Source organism: Parvularcula mediterranea (assembly GCF_013085255.1).
GTDB classification, from domain to species: Bacteria; Pseudomonadota; Alphaproteobacteria; order Caulobacterales; family Parvularculaceae; genus Parvularcula; species Parvularcula mediterranea.
Genome location: NZ_JABFCX010000002.1, coordinates 1,590,236 through 1,606,632, shown reverse-complemented (window position 1 = coordinate 1,606,632; position 16,397 = coordinate 1,590,236). Strand labels below are relative to the sequence as shown.

The 16,397-nt window shown below is 62.2% G+C and carries 19 protein-coding genes and 1 tRNA gene; 3 read left to right on the top strand and 17 right to left on the bottom strand.

All coding sequences use genetic code 11. The annotated features are described in order from the left end of the window. Positions 1–27 precede the first annotated feature (27 nt). Positions 28–714, top strand: coding sequence for a VPLPA-CTERM sorting domain-containing protein (locus HK107_RS08375; RefSeq protein WP_173198470.1), 687 nt, complete (start codon positions 28–30; stop codon positions 712–714). Here the strand turns inward: HK107_RS08375 and HK107_RS08370 are convergent. The 7 genes from HK107_RS08370 to nrdR form a co-directional block, all read right to left on the bottom strand. Next, complete coding sequence (locus tag HK107_RS08370) at positions 711–2,858, bottom strand: tetratricopeptide repeat protein (RefSeq protein WP_173198468.1); 2,148 nt, start codon at positions 2,856–2,858, stop codon at positions 711–713. The genes HK107_RS08375 and HK107_RS08370 overlap by 4 nt on opposite strands. Positions 2,859–2,954: 96 nt before the next feature. Beyond that, positions 2,955–3,028: transfer RNA gene (locus tag HK107_RS08365), tRNA-Arg, on the bottom strand. Positions 3,029–3,243: 215 nt separating this feature from the next. After that, a complete protein-coding gene (locus tag HK107_RS08360) occupies positions 3,244–3,555 on the bottom strand; it encodes a UrcA family protein (protein ID WP_173198466.1) in 312 nt (103 codons plus the stop codon). 363 nt (positions 3,556–3,918) lie between these two features. Further along, positions 3,919–4,224, bottom strand: coding sequence for a UrcA family protein (locus HK107_RS08355; protein ID WP_173198464.1), 306 nt, complete (start codon positions 4,222–4,224; stop codon positions 3,919–3,921). A gap of 249 nt (positions 4,225–4,473) precedes the next feature. Next, complete coding sequence (gene thiL / locus HK107_RS08350) at positions 4,474–5,379, bottom strand: thiamine-phosphate kinase (RefSeq protein ID WP_173198462.1); 906 nt, start codon at positions 5,377–5,379, stop codon at positions 4,474–4,476. 4 nt (positions 5,380–5,383) lie between these two features. After that, positions 5,384–5,878, bottom strand: a complete 495-nt coding sequence (nusB, locus tag HK107_RS08345) for a transcription antitermination factor NusB (RefSeq protein ID WP_173198460.1) — start codon at positions 5,876–5,878, stop codon at positions 5,384–5,386. Next, a complete protein-coding gene (nrdR, locus tag HK107_RS08340) occupies positions 5,868–6,323 on the bottom strand; it encodes a transcriptional regulator NrdR (RefSeq protein WP_173198457.1) in 456 nt (151 codons plus the stop codon). The genes nusB and nrdR overlap by 11 nt, the downstream gene beginning before the upstream one ends. Before the next feature lie 168 nt (positions 6,324–6,491). Between nrdR and HK107_RS08335 the strand changes: the two genes are divergently transcribed. Then, complete coding sequence (locus tag HK107_RS08335; RefSeq protein ID WP_173198455.1) at positions 6,492–7,238, top strand: hypothetical protein; 747 nt, start codon at positions 6,492–6,494, stop codon at positions 7,236–7,238. A 39-nt stretch (positions 7,239–7,277) separates the two neighbouring features. On the opposite strand, the gene HK107_RS08330 is transcribed toward HK107_RS08335, so the two are convergent. Together HK107_RS08330 and glyA are read right to left on the bottom strand one after the other, a co-directional pair. Next, positions 7,278–7,697 carry a YybH family protein gene (locus tag HK107_RS08330; RefSeq protein ID WP_173198453.1) on the bottom strand — a complete coding sequence of 140 codons (420 nt, stop codon included), beginning with the start codon at positions 7,695–7,697 and terminating at the stop codon, positions 7,278–7,280. Between the two features lie 181 nt (positions 7,698–7,878). After that, a complete protein-coding gene (gene glyA / locus HK107_RS08325; RefSeq protein WP_173198451.1) occupies positions 7,879–9,174 on the bottom strand; it encodes a serine hydroxymethyltransferase in 1,296 nt (431 codons plus the stop codon). Between the two features lie 271 nt (positions 9,175–9,445). Here glyA and HK107_RS08320 point away from each other — a divergent pair, with 271 nt between their 5' ends. Then, positions 9,446–9,916 (top strand): MucR family transcriptional regulator, encoded by a 471-nt coding sequence (locus HK107_RS08320; RefSeq protein WP_173198449.1) that lies wholly within the window; start codon positions 9,446–9,448, stop codon positions 9,914–9,916. Between the two features lie 71 nt (positions 9,917–9,987). Here the strand turns inward: HK107_RS08320 and tatC are convergent, their stop codons facing one another. The 8 genes from tatC to HK107_RS08280 all read right to left on the bottom strand — a co-directional run bounded on the left by tatC (position 9,988) and on the right by HK107_RS08280 (position 16,348). Beyond that, positions 9,988–10,818: a twin-arginine translocase subunit TatC gene (gene tatC, locus HK107_RS08315; protein WP_173198447.1), complete on the bottom strand. Its 831-nt coding sequence runs from the start codon at positions 10,816–10,818 to the stop codon at positions 9,988–9,990. Further along, complete coding sequence (gene tatB, locus HK107_RS08310) at positions 10,811–11,242, bottom strand: Sec-independent protein translocase protein TatB (protein ID WP_173198445.1); 432 nt, start codon at positions 11,240–11,242, stop codon at positions 10,811–10,813. Before tatB ends, tatC begins: the two co-directional genes overlap by 8 nt. Beyond that, the gene (locus HK107_RS08305; protein ID WP_173198443.1) at positions 11,239–11,469 is read right to left on the bottom strand and encodes a twin-arginine translocase TatA/TatE family subunit; all 231 of its coding nucleotides are present in this window, start codon (positions 11,467–11,469) and stop codon (positions 11,239–11,241) included. Before HK107_RS08305 ends, tatB begins: the two co-directional genes overlap by 4 nt. 61 nt (positions 11,470–11,530) lie before the next feature. After that, positions 11,531–12,223: an SMC-Scp complex subunit ScpB gene (gene scpB / locus HK107_RS08300; protein WP_173198441.1), complete on the bottom strand. Its 693-nt coding sequence runs from the start codon at positions 12,221–12,223 to the stop codon at positions 11,531–11,533. After that, positions 12,216–12,992 (bottom strand): segregation and condensation protein A, encoded by a 777-nt coding sequence (locus HK107_RS08295; protein WP_173198439.1) that lies wholly within the window; start codon positions 12,990–12,992, stop codon positions 12,216–12,218. Before HK107_RS08295 ends, scpB begins: the two co-directional genes overlap by 8 nt. A 60-nt stretch (positions 12,993–13,052) precedes the next feature. Continuing rightward, on the bottom strand, positions 13,053–13,895 hold the full coding sequence (locus HK107_RS08290) for an SPOR domain-containing protein (protein ID WP_173198437.1): 843 nt from the start codon (positions 13,893–13,895) through the stop codon (positions 13,053–13,055). A 63-nt stretch (positions 13,896–13,958) separates the two neighbouring features. Then, on the bottom strand, positions 13,959–15,152 hold the full coding sequence (locus HK107_RS08285) for a deoxyguanosinetriphosphate triphosphohydrolase (protein WP_173198435.1): 1,194 nt from the start codon (positions 15,150–15,152) through the stop codon (positions 13,959–13,961). A gap of 65 nt (positions 15,153–15,217) precedes the next feature. Then, positions 15,218–16,348: an acyltransferase family protein gene (locus HK107_RS08280; RefSeq protein WP_173198433.1), complete on the bottom strand. Its 1,131-nt coding sequence runs from the start codon at positions 16,346–16,348 to the stop codon at positions 15,218–15,220. Between the last annotated feature and the right edge of the window lie 49 nt (positions 16,349–16,397).

Here is a 16,397-nt window from a genome sequence, read left to right as displayed (position 1 = left end):
CATGTAGCCAGCTTGCTGTCGGCCGGTGTGGCGGCAACCGCTCTCAACACCGCAGACGCAAGGGTCGTCCGCTCCGGTGGATCGAGCGGTGATAGCGGTCAGTGCGATAACTACAACCGGTTCTTTGGCACCGGCGTCGGCGTCTTTGAAGAAGGCACAAGCACGGGCGCATCCTTCGTTTTCGAGCCGCTCGATGAGGGCGCCTTCATCCCGCTTCCCGACGGAAGCTACCGCAACGATGTCTTCTACACCTTTGCGCTCGGTGAGCAGTTTGAATTCTTTGCGGTCCGTGAAGGCACGGCCTTTGATTTCCTTCAGGTCGGGCAGGACGGCGAGCTCGAGCCCGCATCCGGGCTCGATGCGTTGATCGAATGGGAGATAGGCGGCTTCACCTTCACGTCCGATACGCTCAACCCCACCTTCGACATCCCGGACAGCCTTTTCCTTCCCGACACCTACAATCTCCTCCTGTCATTGACTGTCACCTTCACGCCGAGCGAGGGAAACGCATTCTTCGACTGCGCTGACAGTGACTGTACGACCCGCGGTGCGCGGCGGGATAATCTGACCCCCATCGTCTTCGGCGGCGAACGCGCCGCGGTGTTCTTCGAAGGCACCGGGCCGATTTCGGAGATCCCGTTACCGGCAGGCGCCCTCCTCATGCTGACAGGCCTTGGCGGCGCAGTCGGCATCCGCGGGGCGACGAAGCGCTAGTCTCCTGCGCTCGCCTTCCATGCCTCGATCTCGCTTGCGATTTCGAGACGCTGCCGCGCGAGGTCTTTGGCGATCTCGTCCAGGACTGCTGATACACGGCCATCCGTTTCCCCGCCGGGGCGAAGCAGAGGGTCGTGGGCTGACCAAGGCTCCCGCCAGCCGCCTTCGTAGGCTTTCGTCAGCAGGCGGACCGCTTCGATTTCGTTGCCGCCGAGCGCAGCCAGTCTCGCCCCGAGATAGTCGAGCTCAATGGAGCGCTGTCCCCCCGCCAAGGCTTCCTCCCGGGCGGCGCGGCATCGCTCGATCCGCGCGGCCGCCTCCTGCTCGGCACCCCGCTGGCGCAGCGCCCACGCGGCCTCGATGGCAGGAGAGCAGTAAGGCATGGCAAACTGATCCTCCTCGCCAAGCGCGGCATCAGACCTGATCAGTGCGTCATAGGCCCGCTCTTCGTCACCATAGAGAAGCTCCGTCCACCCCGCTTCGAACGCCATCCATGCATCGTCAGGGGACGCAGCATAGTCGAAGCGGACTTTCTCGATGGCGCCATCAAAATCCCCCGCCGCAATCCGCAGGTTCGTCTCATAGTCAGGCGAAGCAAAGAGGCGCGCAGCCTCTCCGGCTTCCAGGGTCAGCAGAGCCCCAACCAGGCTCTCCCTATACTGAACAGAATTGGGCGAGTTATCGAGCGCCCGCTTCCAGGCCTTCGCGCTCGAGGCGAGGTCCCCCTGCCTCCGCGCCACGTCAGCAAGGCCCCGATGCCCGAGCGGCGAATTGGGCTCGAGGTCGAGAAGCGTTTCGTAAAACGCCTTGGCCTCAGCGAAGCGGCCGCGCCGCACCTGCTGGAACCCCTTGTTGTAGAGGATCACCGGCGAAAGCGGATCGAGCTTGAAGGCATCTTCGAGGCTGGCTGCCGCACCGTCGAGGTCCCCCTGCCGGGAGAGAAGGTTCGACTTCCAGAGATGGGCGTCGGCATAGCTCGGATTGATCGCGATGGCCTTGTCGTAGGCTGCAAGCGCCGCTTCCCCCTCGCCCCTGAAGGCTGCCGCACGGCCCATCACGGCATGGGCTTCGGCAAGGTTCGGCTGGCGCAGCAGCGCCTTCTCGCCATTGGCCGTAGCGAGCTGCGCCGCAATCGACTTGTCGATTGTGCCGAAATTCTCCGTCCCCTCCCCGAGCAGCAGAAGAACCGCAGCAAGGCCCGCATAGCCCGGAGCATATTCAGGATCGGCAGCGATCGTCTGCTCGAAGAAAGCCCGCGCCTCGCCCAGCGATTCTGCCGTCCGTATGCGCATCTTCTCACGGCCACGCAAGTAGAACTGATAGGCATCCGCAGCATTCGGGCGGTCGAGAAGGATCTCGTCTTCGTCGGTCAGAAAACGGTCGAGCATGATCCCGAGGATCGACCTTGCGATCTGTTCCTCCATCAGGACCGACTCAGAGAGCGACCTGCTGAACGCATCGGACCAGATGGTCAGCCCGTCGGAGGTGCTTACGAGGGAAGCCGTCACGCGGAGCTGGTCACCCGCCAGGCGCACGCTCCCTTGCAGGATCGCGCCGACATTCAGGAGGCGTCCGATCTCGACGGCGGAACCTGCCTGCTCTGTCGCCCGGAATGCCGATGAAGGCGCGGAGATGCGGATATTGCCGAGCTTGCCCAGCGCCACGGTGATCTCCTCGGCAAGACCCTGCGCGAGGTAGTTCAGCTCCTGGGTGGGGCTCAAATCATCGAACGGCATGACCGCCACGGACTTGTTCTCGATGGATCGCGAGGCCGTGGGCGGATTGTCTGTCCTGTTGACGATAATGCCAAAAGAGAGCCATCCGGCCAGCGCCGCGAACAATAGCGTCGCTGCCAGACCCGCATAATGGGCGGGGCCAAGAGGCTCGATCACCTCCGCCCGCTCTCGGCTCGGCGTGCGGACGACCCCTTCCGAGGTGAAATCGAAGAACCAGGCCACATAGAACGCCGCTGGCACCCCGACGATCGACGCCACAACCACGAGGGTCGCGATCCAGTCAGGAAACCCGAGCGTCGGCCCGATCGCCACGACAATCTGGATCACCAGCCAGACGGCGACGAGATAAGGCGTGAAAAGGTTGAGAACGCGCCGACGGCGTATCTCCGACATGAACCGTCCGAGCATGTGCGCTGCTCCCTCTGCCACAACACGGCCTACCAGCCGTTGCTAGCGCGCTGCGCCCTATTAGCGAAGCGGCCATACAGACAAAACTGAAGAGCGTGTCCCCTGCAGGACTCGAACCTGCTACCTACAGATTAGGAATCTGTCGCTCTATCCTGATGAGCTAAGGGGACGCCGCGCCGCCATAGCTGATGGCAGACGCGGCGTCACCACTCCCCTCACGAAACTTCACGCCCCTGCATGAAGTCCCGCTCCCCTAAGCTCGCGAGGGGGGTCGGCCACCGGCGGGGCAGCGCCAGGGCCTTGAAAAGAGCGCTTCTTGCGGACGGTGGGCAGGAGGCGTGCCCCCTGTCCGAAGAAGCGCTCCTGCGATCGGCCTCGCGGCGACCTATTGGAGCTTGGCGTAGCGGACGGCGCCCCCTTCCAGGTGGAGCAGCGTCAGCTTCGGGTTGTCGATCTTGGTGACGAGCTGCGTCATCAGATCATCGCGGCACTCTTCTTTCAGCTGCTGGGACTTTGCTCCCGGCATGAAGGTGCAGGCGCGTTTCGTGACCCGTTCCAGCCTTTCGTAGACGGCATGGGTCCCTTCGTCGGAGCCGAGCATCCAGCGCTCGAACGAGAACTTCACGTCCCCGGCTTGCGCAGGTGCTGCCATGGAGGCGGCGACTGTGGCTGCGACGGCAAGTGTGATCTTACGCATGGCTCTTGTCCTTTTCCCTTGATCCCAATTCCAAGACTTGCGAAACAATACTGAACTACTTCAAACGTCATCACGACCTGCATCATGTATAGTAGTGGCATTTCTGGCCTCTATCGAAACTGTTATGCGTCGTTCTGACGGGATCCATGTGTTCTTTGTTTGGTGGGGTTCAAGACAAAATCGGATCGAGCGCTGCCGATTTTTCGTGAGCACGTGACTATGCATCGATTCTGTATCACGAGCACTTCACTGCCAGAATCAATGTTTATGGTGTAATCACCTGAAAAAGGGAATCAATTTGAGCCCGGCGGCTGGAGTGTCGCTCCAGCCGCCGGGCTCAACCTTCGGGCGCAGTTCAGGTTTTTACCCGCGAGAGGCGTAGAGCGGAGCGTCTTTTCCGCGGTGATGGGCGGTCAGCATCGGATGGTCGAGGTCCTCGACGAACTGCTCCATCAGGTCAGCTTCGCAGGCCCTGAGATGGGTGGGCAGTCGCGAGGTCATCTGGCGGCAAGAGCGGACGGCCTTCTTCTCAAGCTTCTCGTAGACAATGGCCGTTCCCTGCCGGGTTTCGAGCATCCTGAGATCAACCTCTACCTCGATATCGGCAGCGAGGGCCGGTGCTGCGATGCAGGACAGGGACAGGGCGGCGGCGATGGCGTGGGTCTTCATGGTCTTCTCCCTTGCGGGGGACGGCGCGAGGCGTCCCGGGTTTGATCGTCGCGAAGGGAGGGCCCTGAGGCCGGTGGCGCATGGCTCATCCGCATCGCGTGAGACATTCACCCCAAAGGATCCGCCGACTTTTCGCCGGGCTCTTTATGCTGTGATGAGACGCCGGAAGACGTATCTTGTCCACTGCCGTACACAGAAGATGACGCGATCGTCACCGTGCGGATGGAGGGCTCAGGCTCCGGCGGTGTCTTAGGACGTGAAGTGGTCCCAGCCGCCCTTTTCTGGTACCCAGAGCTCGCCGTCGGGCATGAGGACCTCGACATGTCCAGGCGGCAGGCCGTCCATCGCCTCACCAATGACCGTGAACCGATCATCGCTGATCTTCTCTTCCACGCGGCAGAGCATCAACGACTGATAGTCGTCTCCTCCTGTCAGGAGATCTGGCAGACGTCCTTCAGACGCGGCTTTTTTTCCCGCGGCAGAAAGAGGGATGCGCCCTGCGAAGAGCCGTATACCGATCTTACTCTCCTCGGCGAGGTGCCTTGTATCCGCGATCAGCCCATCCGAGACATCGAGAGCAGCGTTGGCGTGGGCGGAGACTGCGAATTCCGCCCCATAGGGAACAGGCGGAAGGTAATAGGCCGCGGCAGCGTCGGCTTGGCCCTCCTTCGCAGCCTCCAACGCCAGAAGGCCATCGCCAATCGTCCCTGTGACCATCAGCATATCACCAACCTCTCCGCCCGAGCGAAGAATCTCGGGACCGGTGCGCACGCCAAACATCGTCACACTGATCATCAGGCAGGGACCGCGAGTCGTGTCTCCACCGAGAAGCTCCAGCCCTGTCAGCTCCTGCTCCACCCGAAGCCCGTCGCAGAAGCTGGCGAACTCCGCCTCGCCCCGCGCTTCGGGCCAAACAAGCCCGAGCATATAGGCCTCGGGCTCCGCACCCTTGGCAATCAGGTCCGAAGCGTTCACCCGCAGCGCCTTCCGCGCCAGAAGATCAATCGGATCACCGGGGAGGAAATGCGTGCCCTCGACCAGCACGTCTTTCGTCAGCACACGGCCATAGGCCCGCGCCGCATCATCGCGCAGCTCCATCGCCCCCTCCCCGGCGAGGGGCTGGAGATAGCGGGCGATGCGCTCGAACTCAGCCATGGGTTCAGGCGAACTCGTCCGCCCTTGCCTCGCGGCCGCAAGCCTCGAGGACAGCGTTGATGAAGCTCGGTTCCTGCTCGCCTTCACCGAAGAAGTCCTTGGCAATCTCGACATACTCGTCGATCACCACAGGCGCAGGAATGTCCGCACGCCGAACAAGCTCGTAACCGCCGCAACGCAGGATAGCCCGCGCCGTCGCATCAAGCCGCGACAGCTTCCAGCCTTCGCGCAGGTTGCGGTTGATCAGCGGGTCGATCGGCTTCTGCGCATCGATGACGCCGCGCACGAGGTCCTCGAAGAACTCGTCATCCGCCTCGCGGATCGCCTCGCCTTCGAGCTCCCCGCCAAGACGGTAGTTCTGGAACTCGCGCACAGTCGCATCCACGCCCTGCCCCGAATGCTCCATCTGGTAGAGGGCCTGCACAGCCCCCAGCCGCGCCAGCGTCCTCCGCTCACGGAGGGCCTTTGCGTAGTCTTTGGTTTTGTTGTCAGTCGTCACTGTTCATCTCACGGAGGAAGCCCTCGAAATCGCGGGCTTCACGGAAGTTTCGGTAGACGCTCGCATAGCGAACGAAGGCGACGTCATCGATCTCCTTCAGCGCCGCCATGACGTGGGCGCCGATGGTCTGGGAGGAGATCTCCGTCTCGCCGGATTGCTCGAGGGAGCGGACGATCTTGCTAACCGTCATGTCGAGCGTTTCCTGGTCGATATCGCGCTTGCGGGTGGCAATGGCGATCGAGCGCTGCAGCTTCTCCCGGTCGAAGGGCACCTTGCGGCCCGAGGATTTGAGCACCGTCAGCTCTCGTAGCTGGACCCGCTCGAAGGTCGTGAACCGCGCCTCGCAGGAGTTGCACAGCCGCCGGCGCCGGATCGCGGCGCCATCATCGGCAGGCCGGGAGTCCTTCACCTGGGTATCTTCGCCTTGGCAGAATGGGCAGCGCATCGGACGGGCGCTTAGACCTCTCAGGCCCCCACGCCAAGTGACACCATCGATACAGCATCATTTCCTTGACCAAGACGCGTCTTAGAGCGCACTTTAACAATTATCACAGGGATGGGAACGATTGTGACAAAGCTCAAGGCAACGCTCGCGGCCATAATGGCGGGCACCATGGCATCGCCTGCTTTGGCAGGGACTGTCGTGCTTTACGATCAGGACTTCGAGAATCCGGCCGGCTACGTGAACAGCGGCGGCGACGTCGATATCCGCGCCGACACGATCAACCTGAACTACAGCACGCCGGACTTTCTTTTCGCCCAGCAGTTTACCACGGAAATCCTGAACATCACCGGCTCGAACCGAGGCGGCGGGACGGCTGCGCACGGTACCGGGTTTAAGGATCCGTCCGGGACCGGCGGCAACTTCTCTGTCGGTATGCTGTCGAGCAGGCAGAATGACCTTGTCGGTCTGAGCTTCGATGTCGGTGACAGGGACTTCCTGAACATCGGGATCGATATCTCGGCCGTCGACCTCAATAATTTCGGTGGGCCCTTCCAGCCAGCTGGCGGTGCGCAAGCCACCTTCCGCTTTACGCTGTTCGACAATCCCGGCGGCGCGCGGAACACAGGCTCGGGCACCGTTCTTTCAACGGTGGACGCAACCACGACCTTCTCCGCGCGCGATACCTTCGACTGGACCCGCGTCGTTGAAGGCCTCAGCACCGCTGGCAACACGAACGGCAACGTCACCTTGCAGATCGACCTCCTGTCGGGTGGCTATGCCAGCTTCGACAATCTCAGGATCGCAGCTTCGGATGATGACGGTGATCTTGGCGAGATCCCGCTGCCCGCAGGAGCATGGCTGTTCCTGAGCGGTGTGGCTCTCGCGACCCGCCTCAAGAAGAAGGCCACAGCCTGATCTTTCTGGGCGCAGGAGGTTTCCTGCGCCTGCCCTTACCTAGCTCGACGTGTGGTCGTGGACGATGCGCCAGCCTTCGTCCGTCTTGCGGAAGATCAGGGTGAAGAGCCCTGTCGCGTCGCCGACCTCGGGCCTGACGAGCAGAAAACGCCCGAACACCATCGCCGCATCATCGCCCAGGACCTGCACTTCGAGGTCCTTGAAGCTCAGCGTCCCCATCTTCTCAGGCGTGTCATAGGTCGCGAGATACCGCGCGAGCGTCTTGCCGTGGCCACGCTTCTCTTCATTGCCCGAGACAAAGCGCAGCTGCTCCGAGCGCACATAGCCGTCCATGAAACGGTGGATGTCGCCTCTGTTCCAGGCCGCCGTCTGCATGGAGAGAACGGCGCGGATGTCCTCCTCCGGCTCCCCGGCATAGGCGGCAGCAAGAAGGGCGAAGGCGGCGAGGAAGATACGCATGGGGAAAGGCTAGCCTGCTCGCGCTATGGCTGGAAGCGGCGCCCCACCTCTCCCTCCGGGAGAGGTCAAAGGCTTTCGAAGAGAGGCTTTGGGTGAGTGCGTATGAGGGCGGAGCTTCACTTACCCTCACCCGAAATCGGAGATTTCGACCTCTCCCGGAGGGAGAAGTGAAGCGCCGAACTCAACCGCCGTAGATCGGGAAGCGGCCCGTCAGCGCCTCGACTTCGGCGCGGACGCTGTTTTCAAGCTCCGTCGTATCGCCGCCTTCAGCGAGACCATCGAGCACGCGCGCGATCAGGCGGCCCGTCTCCTGGAACTCCGCCACGCCAAACCCGCGCGAGGTCGCAGCAGGCGTCCCAAGCCTGATGCCTGACGTGATCGCAGGCTTCTCAGGATCGTTCGGTACGCCGTTCTTGTTGCAGGTCATGCCTGCCCGCTCGAGCGCCTCTTCGGCCGCGTTGCCCTTCACGCCTTTCGGGCGGAGGTCGACCAGCATCACGTGGGTGTCCGTGCCGCCCGAGACGACAGCGTAACCGGCGTCCACGAGCACCGAAGCCAACGCCTTCGCGTTCTCGATCACTTGGCGCGTGTAGACCTTGTACTCAGGCGTCAGAGCTTCGCCGAAGGCAGCGGCCTTGCCCGCGATGACATGCATGAGCGGACCGCCCTGAAGGCCTGGGAAGAGCGCCGAGCGGAATTTCTTCGCCAGATCCTTCTCATTGGTCAGGATGATCCCGCCACGCGGGCCCCGGAGCGTCTTGTGGGTTGTCGACGTCACCGCATGGGCATGCGGGATCGGCGATGGATAATGACCACCGGCAACGAGGCCTGAGAAGTGCGCCATGTCCACGAGGAAGTATGCACCCACCTCATCAGCGATCTCGCGGAACGCCTTGAAATCGATGATCCGCGAATAGGCCGAACCGCCGGCAATGATCAGCTGCGGCTTCTCGCGCAGGGCGATCTCGCGGACATTGTCCATGTCGATGCGGTGGTCATCCTCGCGCACGCCGTAGTGGACAGCTTCGAACCACTTGCCCGACTGGTTGACCTTCGCACCGTGGGTCAGGTGCCCGCCAGCGGCGAGGTCGAGGCCGAGGATCTTCTCGCCCGGCTTAAGCAGAGCCATAAAGACCGCCTGGTTCGCCTGGCTGCCTGAGTGCGGCTGCACGATGGCTTCGGCGCAGTCGAACAGGCGCTTGGCTCGCTCAATGGCGAGGGTCTCGACCTCGTCCACGAACTCACAGCCGCCATAGTACCGGCGGCCCGGATAGCCCTCAGCATACTTGTTGGTCAGGACCGAGCCCTGCGCGTCCAGCACCGCCTGGCTGACGATGTTCTCCGAAGCGATCAGCTCGATCTGGCGCTGCTGCCGGTCGAACTCTCGGCCCATCATCTCGAAGAGTTGCGGGTCTGTCTTGGAGAGGCCCTCATCGAAGGTGAAGGGTTGTGCGGAGAGTTGGTCAGCAGTGGTCATGTCGGTCACCGAAGCGAGAATCTGTGGAAGCCCGGGACCTACGCCCGTCGCAGCGTCAGCGCAAAGGGGAAAACAGCCCTTGGGCGCAAGTGACGCGAACATTTCCCGTCACCCATCTATGCCACAAAACTTCACTGTGTTTACGCCTTTTTTCTCTTGAGATGGCAGTCAAATATCTCTAGCAGCGATAAATCGACGTCGTGCGAAGTCATCAGAAGTCTTTCGAAAGACTCCCGACTTCGCCTTCATATTTGACCCCTAAGGACTACAAATGACCGAAAATACCTCTCAGCAGGAAGTTCTTGATCAATCCGAGACCCTGGCCCTGACTGCAGACATCGTTTCTGCTTTTGTCGCCAACAATTCGGTCCCAGCTGAACAACTTCAGGACCTGCTGCAGAACACCTTCCAGACCCTCAGCACCCTCGGCGGCGCGCCGAAGGAAGAAGAGGTTCAGCAGAAGCCGGCCGTTCCGGTGAAGAAGTCGATCACCGACGACTACCTGATCTGCCTCGAGGACGGTAAGAAGCTGAAAATGCTGAAACGTTACCTCCGGACCCAATACAACCTCAGCCCGGAAGAGTATCGCCGCAAGTGGAACCTGCCTGCTGACTACCCGATGGTCGCACCGAACTACGCAAAGCGTCGTTCCGAGTTCGCCAAGCAAATCGGCCTCGGCACCCAAGGTGGCCGCAAAGCTACTGCGAAAAAGGGCGGCCGCCGGAAGAGCGCAGCTGCTTAAGGTCCAGCCTTAACTTTGCCTGTTCCGAGAGGGGCGGACAGGCAAAGAACAGGCAGAACCTTTCCAAGATTTCAGATCTTGCTTTCGGAGGCTTCTGGCCTCCGTTTTTTTTGCGTCCAGCGCACGCCCCAAATGGAGACCTCGTAGAGCAGGAGAATAGTGCCGCCGAGGGCGATCTGGCTCATCGGATCAGGCGGCGTCAGGAACGCAGCCACAAGGAAGATCAGCACGATCGCATAGCGCCTGTTCCTGACGAGAAAGTCGTCGGTCACAAGCCCCGCCTGCCCCAGCAGCATCAGGACCACCGGCAGCTGGAAGGCAAAGCCAAAGCCGAGCATCAACGCCACGGCGAGATCGAGATAGTCTCCGACCTTCACAAACAGGTTGTAGCTCGCAGCAGCCGTGGCCTCCGCCCTGCCCTCAACGCCCAAGGCGAAGTCGAGAACCAACGGCAGCACCATCTGGTGCACCAGCAGGATGCCCATCGCGAACAGCACGGGCATGGCGAAGAGAAACGGCAGAACTGCCCGCTTCTCCGATTTGTAGAGACCCGGCGCGATGAAGGCGTAACCCTGCCAGGCGGTGATCGGGAAGCTGATCATCAGTGCCGCAAAGAAGCTGAGCTTCACTTGGGCAAAGAAGAGCTCCAGCGGGAAATAGTTGAGGACCGCATCCTCCTGCCCCGCATCCGCCAGTGCATCGACGTAAGGCAGCGTCAGAGCATTGTAGAGCGGCGCACTGACGATGAAGCAGAGGACAAAACAGACCGCGAGCGCACCCACGATCACGAGGAGCCGCGAACGCAACTCGATCAGATGATCCATCAGCGGCGCCCGGGAACTCTCGATCCCATCGGCACCGTCATCGTCAATGAGGTCAGGCTTGGCGAGGTCCTCAGCCATGGGAGCTCTTGGTCTCCGGCTCAGGCGTGTCGTCAGGCTCGTCGCCGCCGCCATCGCACTCATAGTCGCCGTGGTCATCGTGATGATCGAGGGCCGAGTCGATATCGTCGTCGGCGTCGCGCTGCTCAGCGACGCTCAGGGGCTTGTTTGCCTCACGCTGGATGTCGCGGAAAGTGTCTTCGACATCCTTCGCGCCCGAGGCCTCTTTCAGGCTCTCGATCTCCTTGCGCATCTCATCGATCTCCGCCTCGCGGGCGACCTGCTGCAGCCCGGCGCGGAACTCGTCAGCCATACGGCGCATCTTGCCGAAGGCCTGACCAGCGGAATGGAGGAATCTCGGCAGGTCCTTGGGACCGATGACCAACAGGGCGAGAACCCCAAGCACCATCAGCTCCGGAAAGCCGAGCTGCGGAACGAGGCTCATTCGCTCTTGGCCGGGTCTTTCTCGGAGACCTCAACGGTCTCGCCGGTCTTCGCGTCGAGGGCCGTCTTCGGCTGCTCCTCGTCGGAGCCATCGTCGGCGAGGCCCGAGCGGAAGGATTTGATGCCCTTCGCGAGGTCACCCATCAGAGATGAGATACGTCCGCGGCCGCCGAAAAGGATCAGCACGAGGACAAGGACGATGAGAAGCTGCTGCCAACCGGGAAACATACCCGCTCCTTTGCCGGAATGTTCGTAATGGAGCCTTACCTGCGCCCAGCGAATGCCGAACTCAAGCGGCCTCTTCCTGTTCTTCTGCGTCGAGCGGTAGAATACCGTCGTCCGCTTCGGTCGGTTTCGGCACGTCGAAGTCCGGCGGAAGCGTGCCTTCCAACAGGCCTTGCGCCTTGAGATCCTGAAGACCCGGTAGGTCGCCGATCGCCGTCAGGTCGAAGTGCTCGAGGAAAGCAGCCGTGGTGCCGTAGAGCAGCGGACGGCCTGGCGCATCGCGGCGGCCGCGCATCTTCACCCAACCGAGCGACATGAGCTGGTCGAGAGAACCTTTGGAGACCGAAACCCCGCGTACTTCCTCGATGTCAGCGCGGCTGCAGGGCTGGTGGTAGGCGATGATCGCCAGCGTCTCGAGCGCAGGCCGCGACAGCTTCCGCGTCGTCTCCTGCGTGGTCACGAGCACCTGGGCACAATCCTCAGCGGTGACGAACTGCCAGCGGTTTGCCACCTGACGCAGGTTCACACCGCGGTCCTTGTACGCCTCGGAAAGCTCCTGAAGCAGCGGCTTCACGGGGCCACCGGGCACACGGTCGGCGATCACCGTCTCCGACAGCGGCTCAGGCGACGCAAAGAGCAGCGCTTCGATACGGCGCAGGCGCTGGGCCTCCGCGACCGTCTCCTCGGTGAAATCGAGCGCAGGCGCCTCGCCTTGCGGCTCATAGGTCACGTCAGGCTTGTGGGTCAGCTCATCCATGGGCGGCTCTCACGAGAATAGGGTCGAAGGTCTTGTCCTGGCGGATGGCAGCGTTGCCGTCCCGCGCGGCCTCAAGGGCAGCGGTGAAGGTCGAGGCCACCACCGAGCCGCGCGGCGCAATCGTCTCGCGGCGGCTGCTGATGCCGGTCAGCTCGAACCAGTCGTCGTGACTGGAAAGCGCCTCTTTCAGCGTGTCCCGGGCCTCTTCGATCCGGAAAATCGGGATCGGATCCTTGCGTTTCTCAGGCGGTGCCGCGCGCAGGCGTTGCGAGGAATAAGCCTGGAGGAGGTCATAAAGCTCAGCCGCCGTGTGGGTCGTGCGGCGGACTTCGGTCCCCCGCTCCCCGCGCGGGAAAACATCCCGGCCAAGAAGACGGCGGCCCGTCAGTGCCCGTGCAGCCTTCCGCATGGCGTCGAGCCTGCGAAGCCTGTGGGCGAGAAGCGCAGCGATTTCCTCGCCGGACAGCTCCTCATCATCCTCCTGCTTGGGCAGCAGGAGTCGGGTTTTGAGGTAGGTGAGCCAGCTCGCCATGACGAGATAGTCGGCGGCAAGCTGCAGGTTCCGGGACCGCGCCTCCTCGACGAACTCGATATATTGCTGGGCCAGTGCGAGGACGGAGATCTCGCGCAGGTCCACCTTCTGGCGGTGGGCGAGATCGAGAAGCGCGTCGAGGGGTCCCTCGTAGCCTTCGAGCCGGAGGATCAGGGTTTCGGACGCATCCGATTTGCCCGCATCTTCCTCGAATTCAGGGACCTGATCGTCAAACACGCTGCTTCTTTCCTGGCGTTACCTCCAAACAGCTAAGCCGAGTCGGAGGTTCGCCGCACATTAAACTCCGCGAACGAGGCAATCCTGGCCACGGGTCTTGAGATCCGCGCAGTAGCGGTCAGCCTCAGCCTTCGACGTGAAGGGGCCGATCCGCAGGCGGTGGTAGGTCCGGCCGTTCACTTCAGCGACCTGGATGTCGGGAAGCTTCGAGCTGACACTGGTGCCAAGGCGGCGCGACAGACCGTCGAAATAATCGAGAGCCGCGCTGTTCGAATCGAACGCACCGACCTGAACCACATGGGTGCCGGTCATCGCCGCAGGCGCAGCGCGCGCTGGCGTCTGGGTCGCAGCGGTGGTGGCTGCAGCCGTCCCGGCCTCGGTCACGCGGACGGGCTGGCGCTGGGCAGGCTGGGTCTGGGTTTGCGTCTGGGTGCGCGGGTTACGGCTCGGAGGCTGGACCGTCCGCGCCGGCTCTTCGTTCTGGGTGATCGCAGCGACGACAGGGTCCTCGCGCGCAGGCTCAGAGGTTGCGGTCGCGGGCGCCTCTCTCGGTGTCATCGAGGCTGGCGCACCGCCATAGCCATCGAGAGGGTCGCGGCCCGGATTCTCCTGGGTCACGACACGGGTCTCAACGCTACCGCTGACCCGGTCGTAGACTTCCTGCCTGCCACCATCACGCGTGGCATCGAGCGGGACGTCTTCCGCAACTGGTGAAGGGTTGGCAGCAACCTGCGGGAGCTCCGCGGTCGCGGCGGCCGAAGCCTTGCCCTGCTGATAGGCATACCAAACCACAAGACTGAACACGACGATCAGCGTGACGAGGATAGCAAGAATCGTGAAGCCTGAGAGGCCACCTTCTTCGTCGTCAACAAAGTCATTCATTGAAGCCGCCGTGCTCGACATCGGTCATTCCTTATCTTGGGCGTTAAGGCTTTGCCCACCCATCGGTAAAGACGCTGTTAACCATCATAAAAAATTTCGTGACAGATCGAAGAGCCTGCTGTGCTCGTGAATCGCGAAACGGTCGGTCATTCCAGCGATGTAGTCGCAGACGACGCGCTTGCGCTTCTCGATGCTTTCGCCGTCCTGCCGGTCGAACCATGCAGGCGGCAGCACGTCAGGCTCCTCGACATAGAGCTCGAAAAGGTCGCGAACGATTCGCCGCGCCTGGCTCCTGACCTGGTTCACCTTGTGATGGCGGTACATGTGCTCGAACAGGAAGGCCCGGAGCTCTTTAAGCTCGGCATCAAAGCTGTCCGAGAAGCTTGCCATGGCGCGGGGCGCCCTGCGGATATCGTCCGCATGGCGAGGATCGAGGTCCTCGATCCGGGCGCGGGTCTCTTCCTGGATGTCGGCAACCATCCGCCCGATCAGGGCCGATACGGCTTCCGCGATCTGCACCTCCCGCGGCTCGTCAGGCCAGGCTTTGCGCGAGCCGTGAAGCGCTGGCCCGAGGAGCGGGACGTCCATCGCATCGTCAAAGCTGAAGAGCCCGGCGCGCAGGCCGTCATCGCTATCGGCAGAGTTGTAGGCTACGTCATCCGCCAGCGCCGCTAGCTGCGCCTCGAAGCTCGGGTAGGTGTCGAGCCATAGATCATGCCGCTCGGCATATTCCTCGATCGCGACAGGCAGAGGCTTGTCCTTGACGCGTCGCGGTCCAACCATCGGGCCGTTGTGCTTCACGGTCCCTTCGAGCGTCTCCCACGTCAGATTGAGGCCGTGATAGGCCCCGTGCTGCCGCTCGAGCTTGGTCAGCAGGCGGAGGGTCTGGGCATTGTGGTCAAAGCCCCCTGCCCCTTCCATCATCTCGATGAGCACGTCCTCGCCGGTATGCCCGAAGCACGGATGGCCAAGGTCATGGCTCAGCGCGACGACCTCCGCGAGGTCCTCGTCCAGCTTGAACGTCCGCGCCATCGCCCGCGCGATCTGGCTCACCTCAAGCGAATGGGTCAGCCGGGTGCGGTAATGATCGCCCTCGTTGAAGACGAAAACCTGCGTCTTATGCTTCAGCCTGCGGAAGGCGACGGTGTGCAGGACCCGGTCGCGGTCACGCTGGAAAGGCGTCCTGCCGGTGCTCTCGATTTCCTCATGCAGCCGCCCGCGCGTCTCCTCCGCCTTCGAGGCGTAGGGCGCGAGAGGCGCGGGAAAAGCGAGGGGCATTGACGGTCATCCTTCGATAAGAACGACAACCGCTTGCGTGATTCCTCCGTGCGCGTCGAGAGCAGCTAGCGCGCCGAACCCTGAACCTTTGTTGAGGGGGCAATGAAGAAGGGCGGCTTGTGCCGCAGGTCGCGGAAGAAGGCTTCCAGCGTCCGGTAGCTCAGCTCGGCGATCACGATCGACAGCGCATACATCCCGAAGAGGTTCACCCACAGGTTCGCCGTGTCGAAGACCTCGCGCTGGATCGTCATAACCCCGTGGAGCGCGATCAGGTGGTAGAGATAGATGCCGTAGCTGATCTCACCGATACGGACGATCGGCTTCATCGTCAGGAACGGCGTCGCTACGTTCGCCTCCTTGGTGAGGAGCGCGATCATGAACCCGGACATGACGAGGTGGATGAAGAAACCGCCCCATCCCATCAGCGGGTTCGGTAGATGCCAGCACAGCATGAAAAGGACGAAGCCGAGGATCGCAGGCATCCAGTGGTAGCCGAATGCCTTCGCCAGCACCTCGTAGCTCCTTTTGTAGTGGAGCATCACCGCCACGAGCGATCCCATCAGGATCGGAGAGTAGGTCGCTGAAGGCAGCTTCAGGATAAACCGCCCGTTCTGGTAGGGTTCCTCGGAGATCCAGTCGAACGCACCGATAGCCGTCAGCAGGTTGAGCGCTATCGCTCCGACCACGAACCACGGCAGGATCTTCCTCGGCATGAAGACGAGGATCAACGGCCAGACGAGGTAGTACTGCTCCTCGACGGACAGCGACCAGGTCACCCCAAGGAGCTGGGTGTCCCCGGCAAGGAAGTTGGACAGGAACAGATAGTAGTAAGGCGCCCGCTCGAACGCTTCGGCATCGCCCCTGATCACGCCGACATACAGCGTACAGATCGTCACGACGAAGAAGTAGACCGGGATGATCCTCAGGAACCTGCGCCAGTAGAAGCCTGAGAAGGAGACCTTTCCCTGACGGCTTTCCTCACGCAGCATCAGCGACGTGATGAGAAACCCGCTCAGCACAAAGAAGAAATCGACGCCCAGGAACCCGCGCTCGAGAAACCGCAGACCCTCTGCAGTGTAAGCCGCCGAATGGTGCCAGATCACAGCCGAGATACAGATGAAGCGCAGACCGTCGAGATTCAGGAACCGCTTGCGCGCCTGATAGGTCTCGAAGCTGTCGTAACTCTGGTCAGCCATCTCGCCTCCCCTGCGCGCTGTCGCTAGCCCTGCAGGAGAGCAGCTCCGC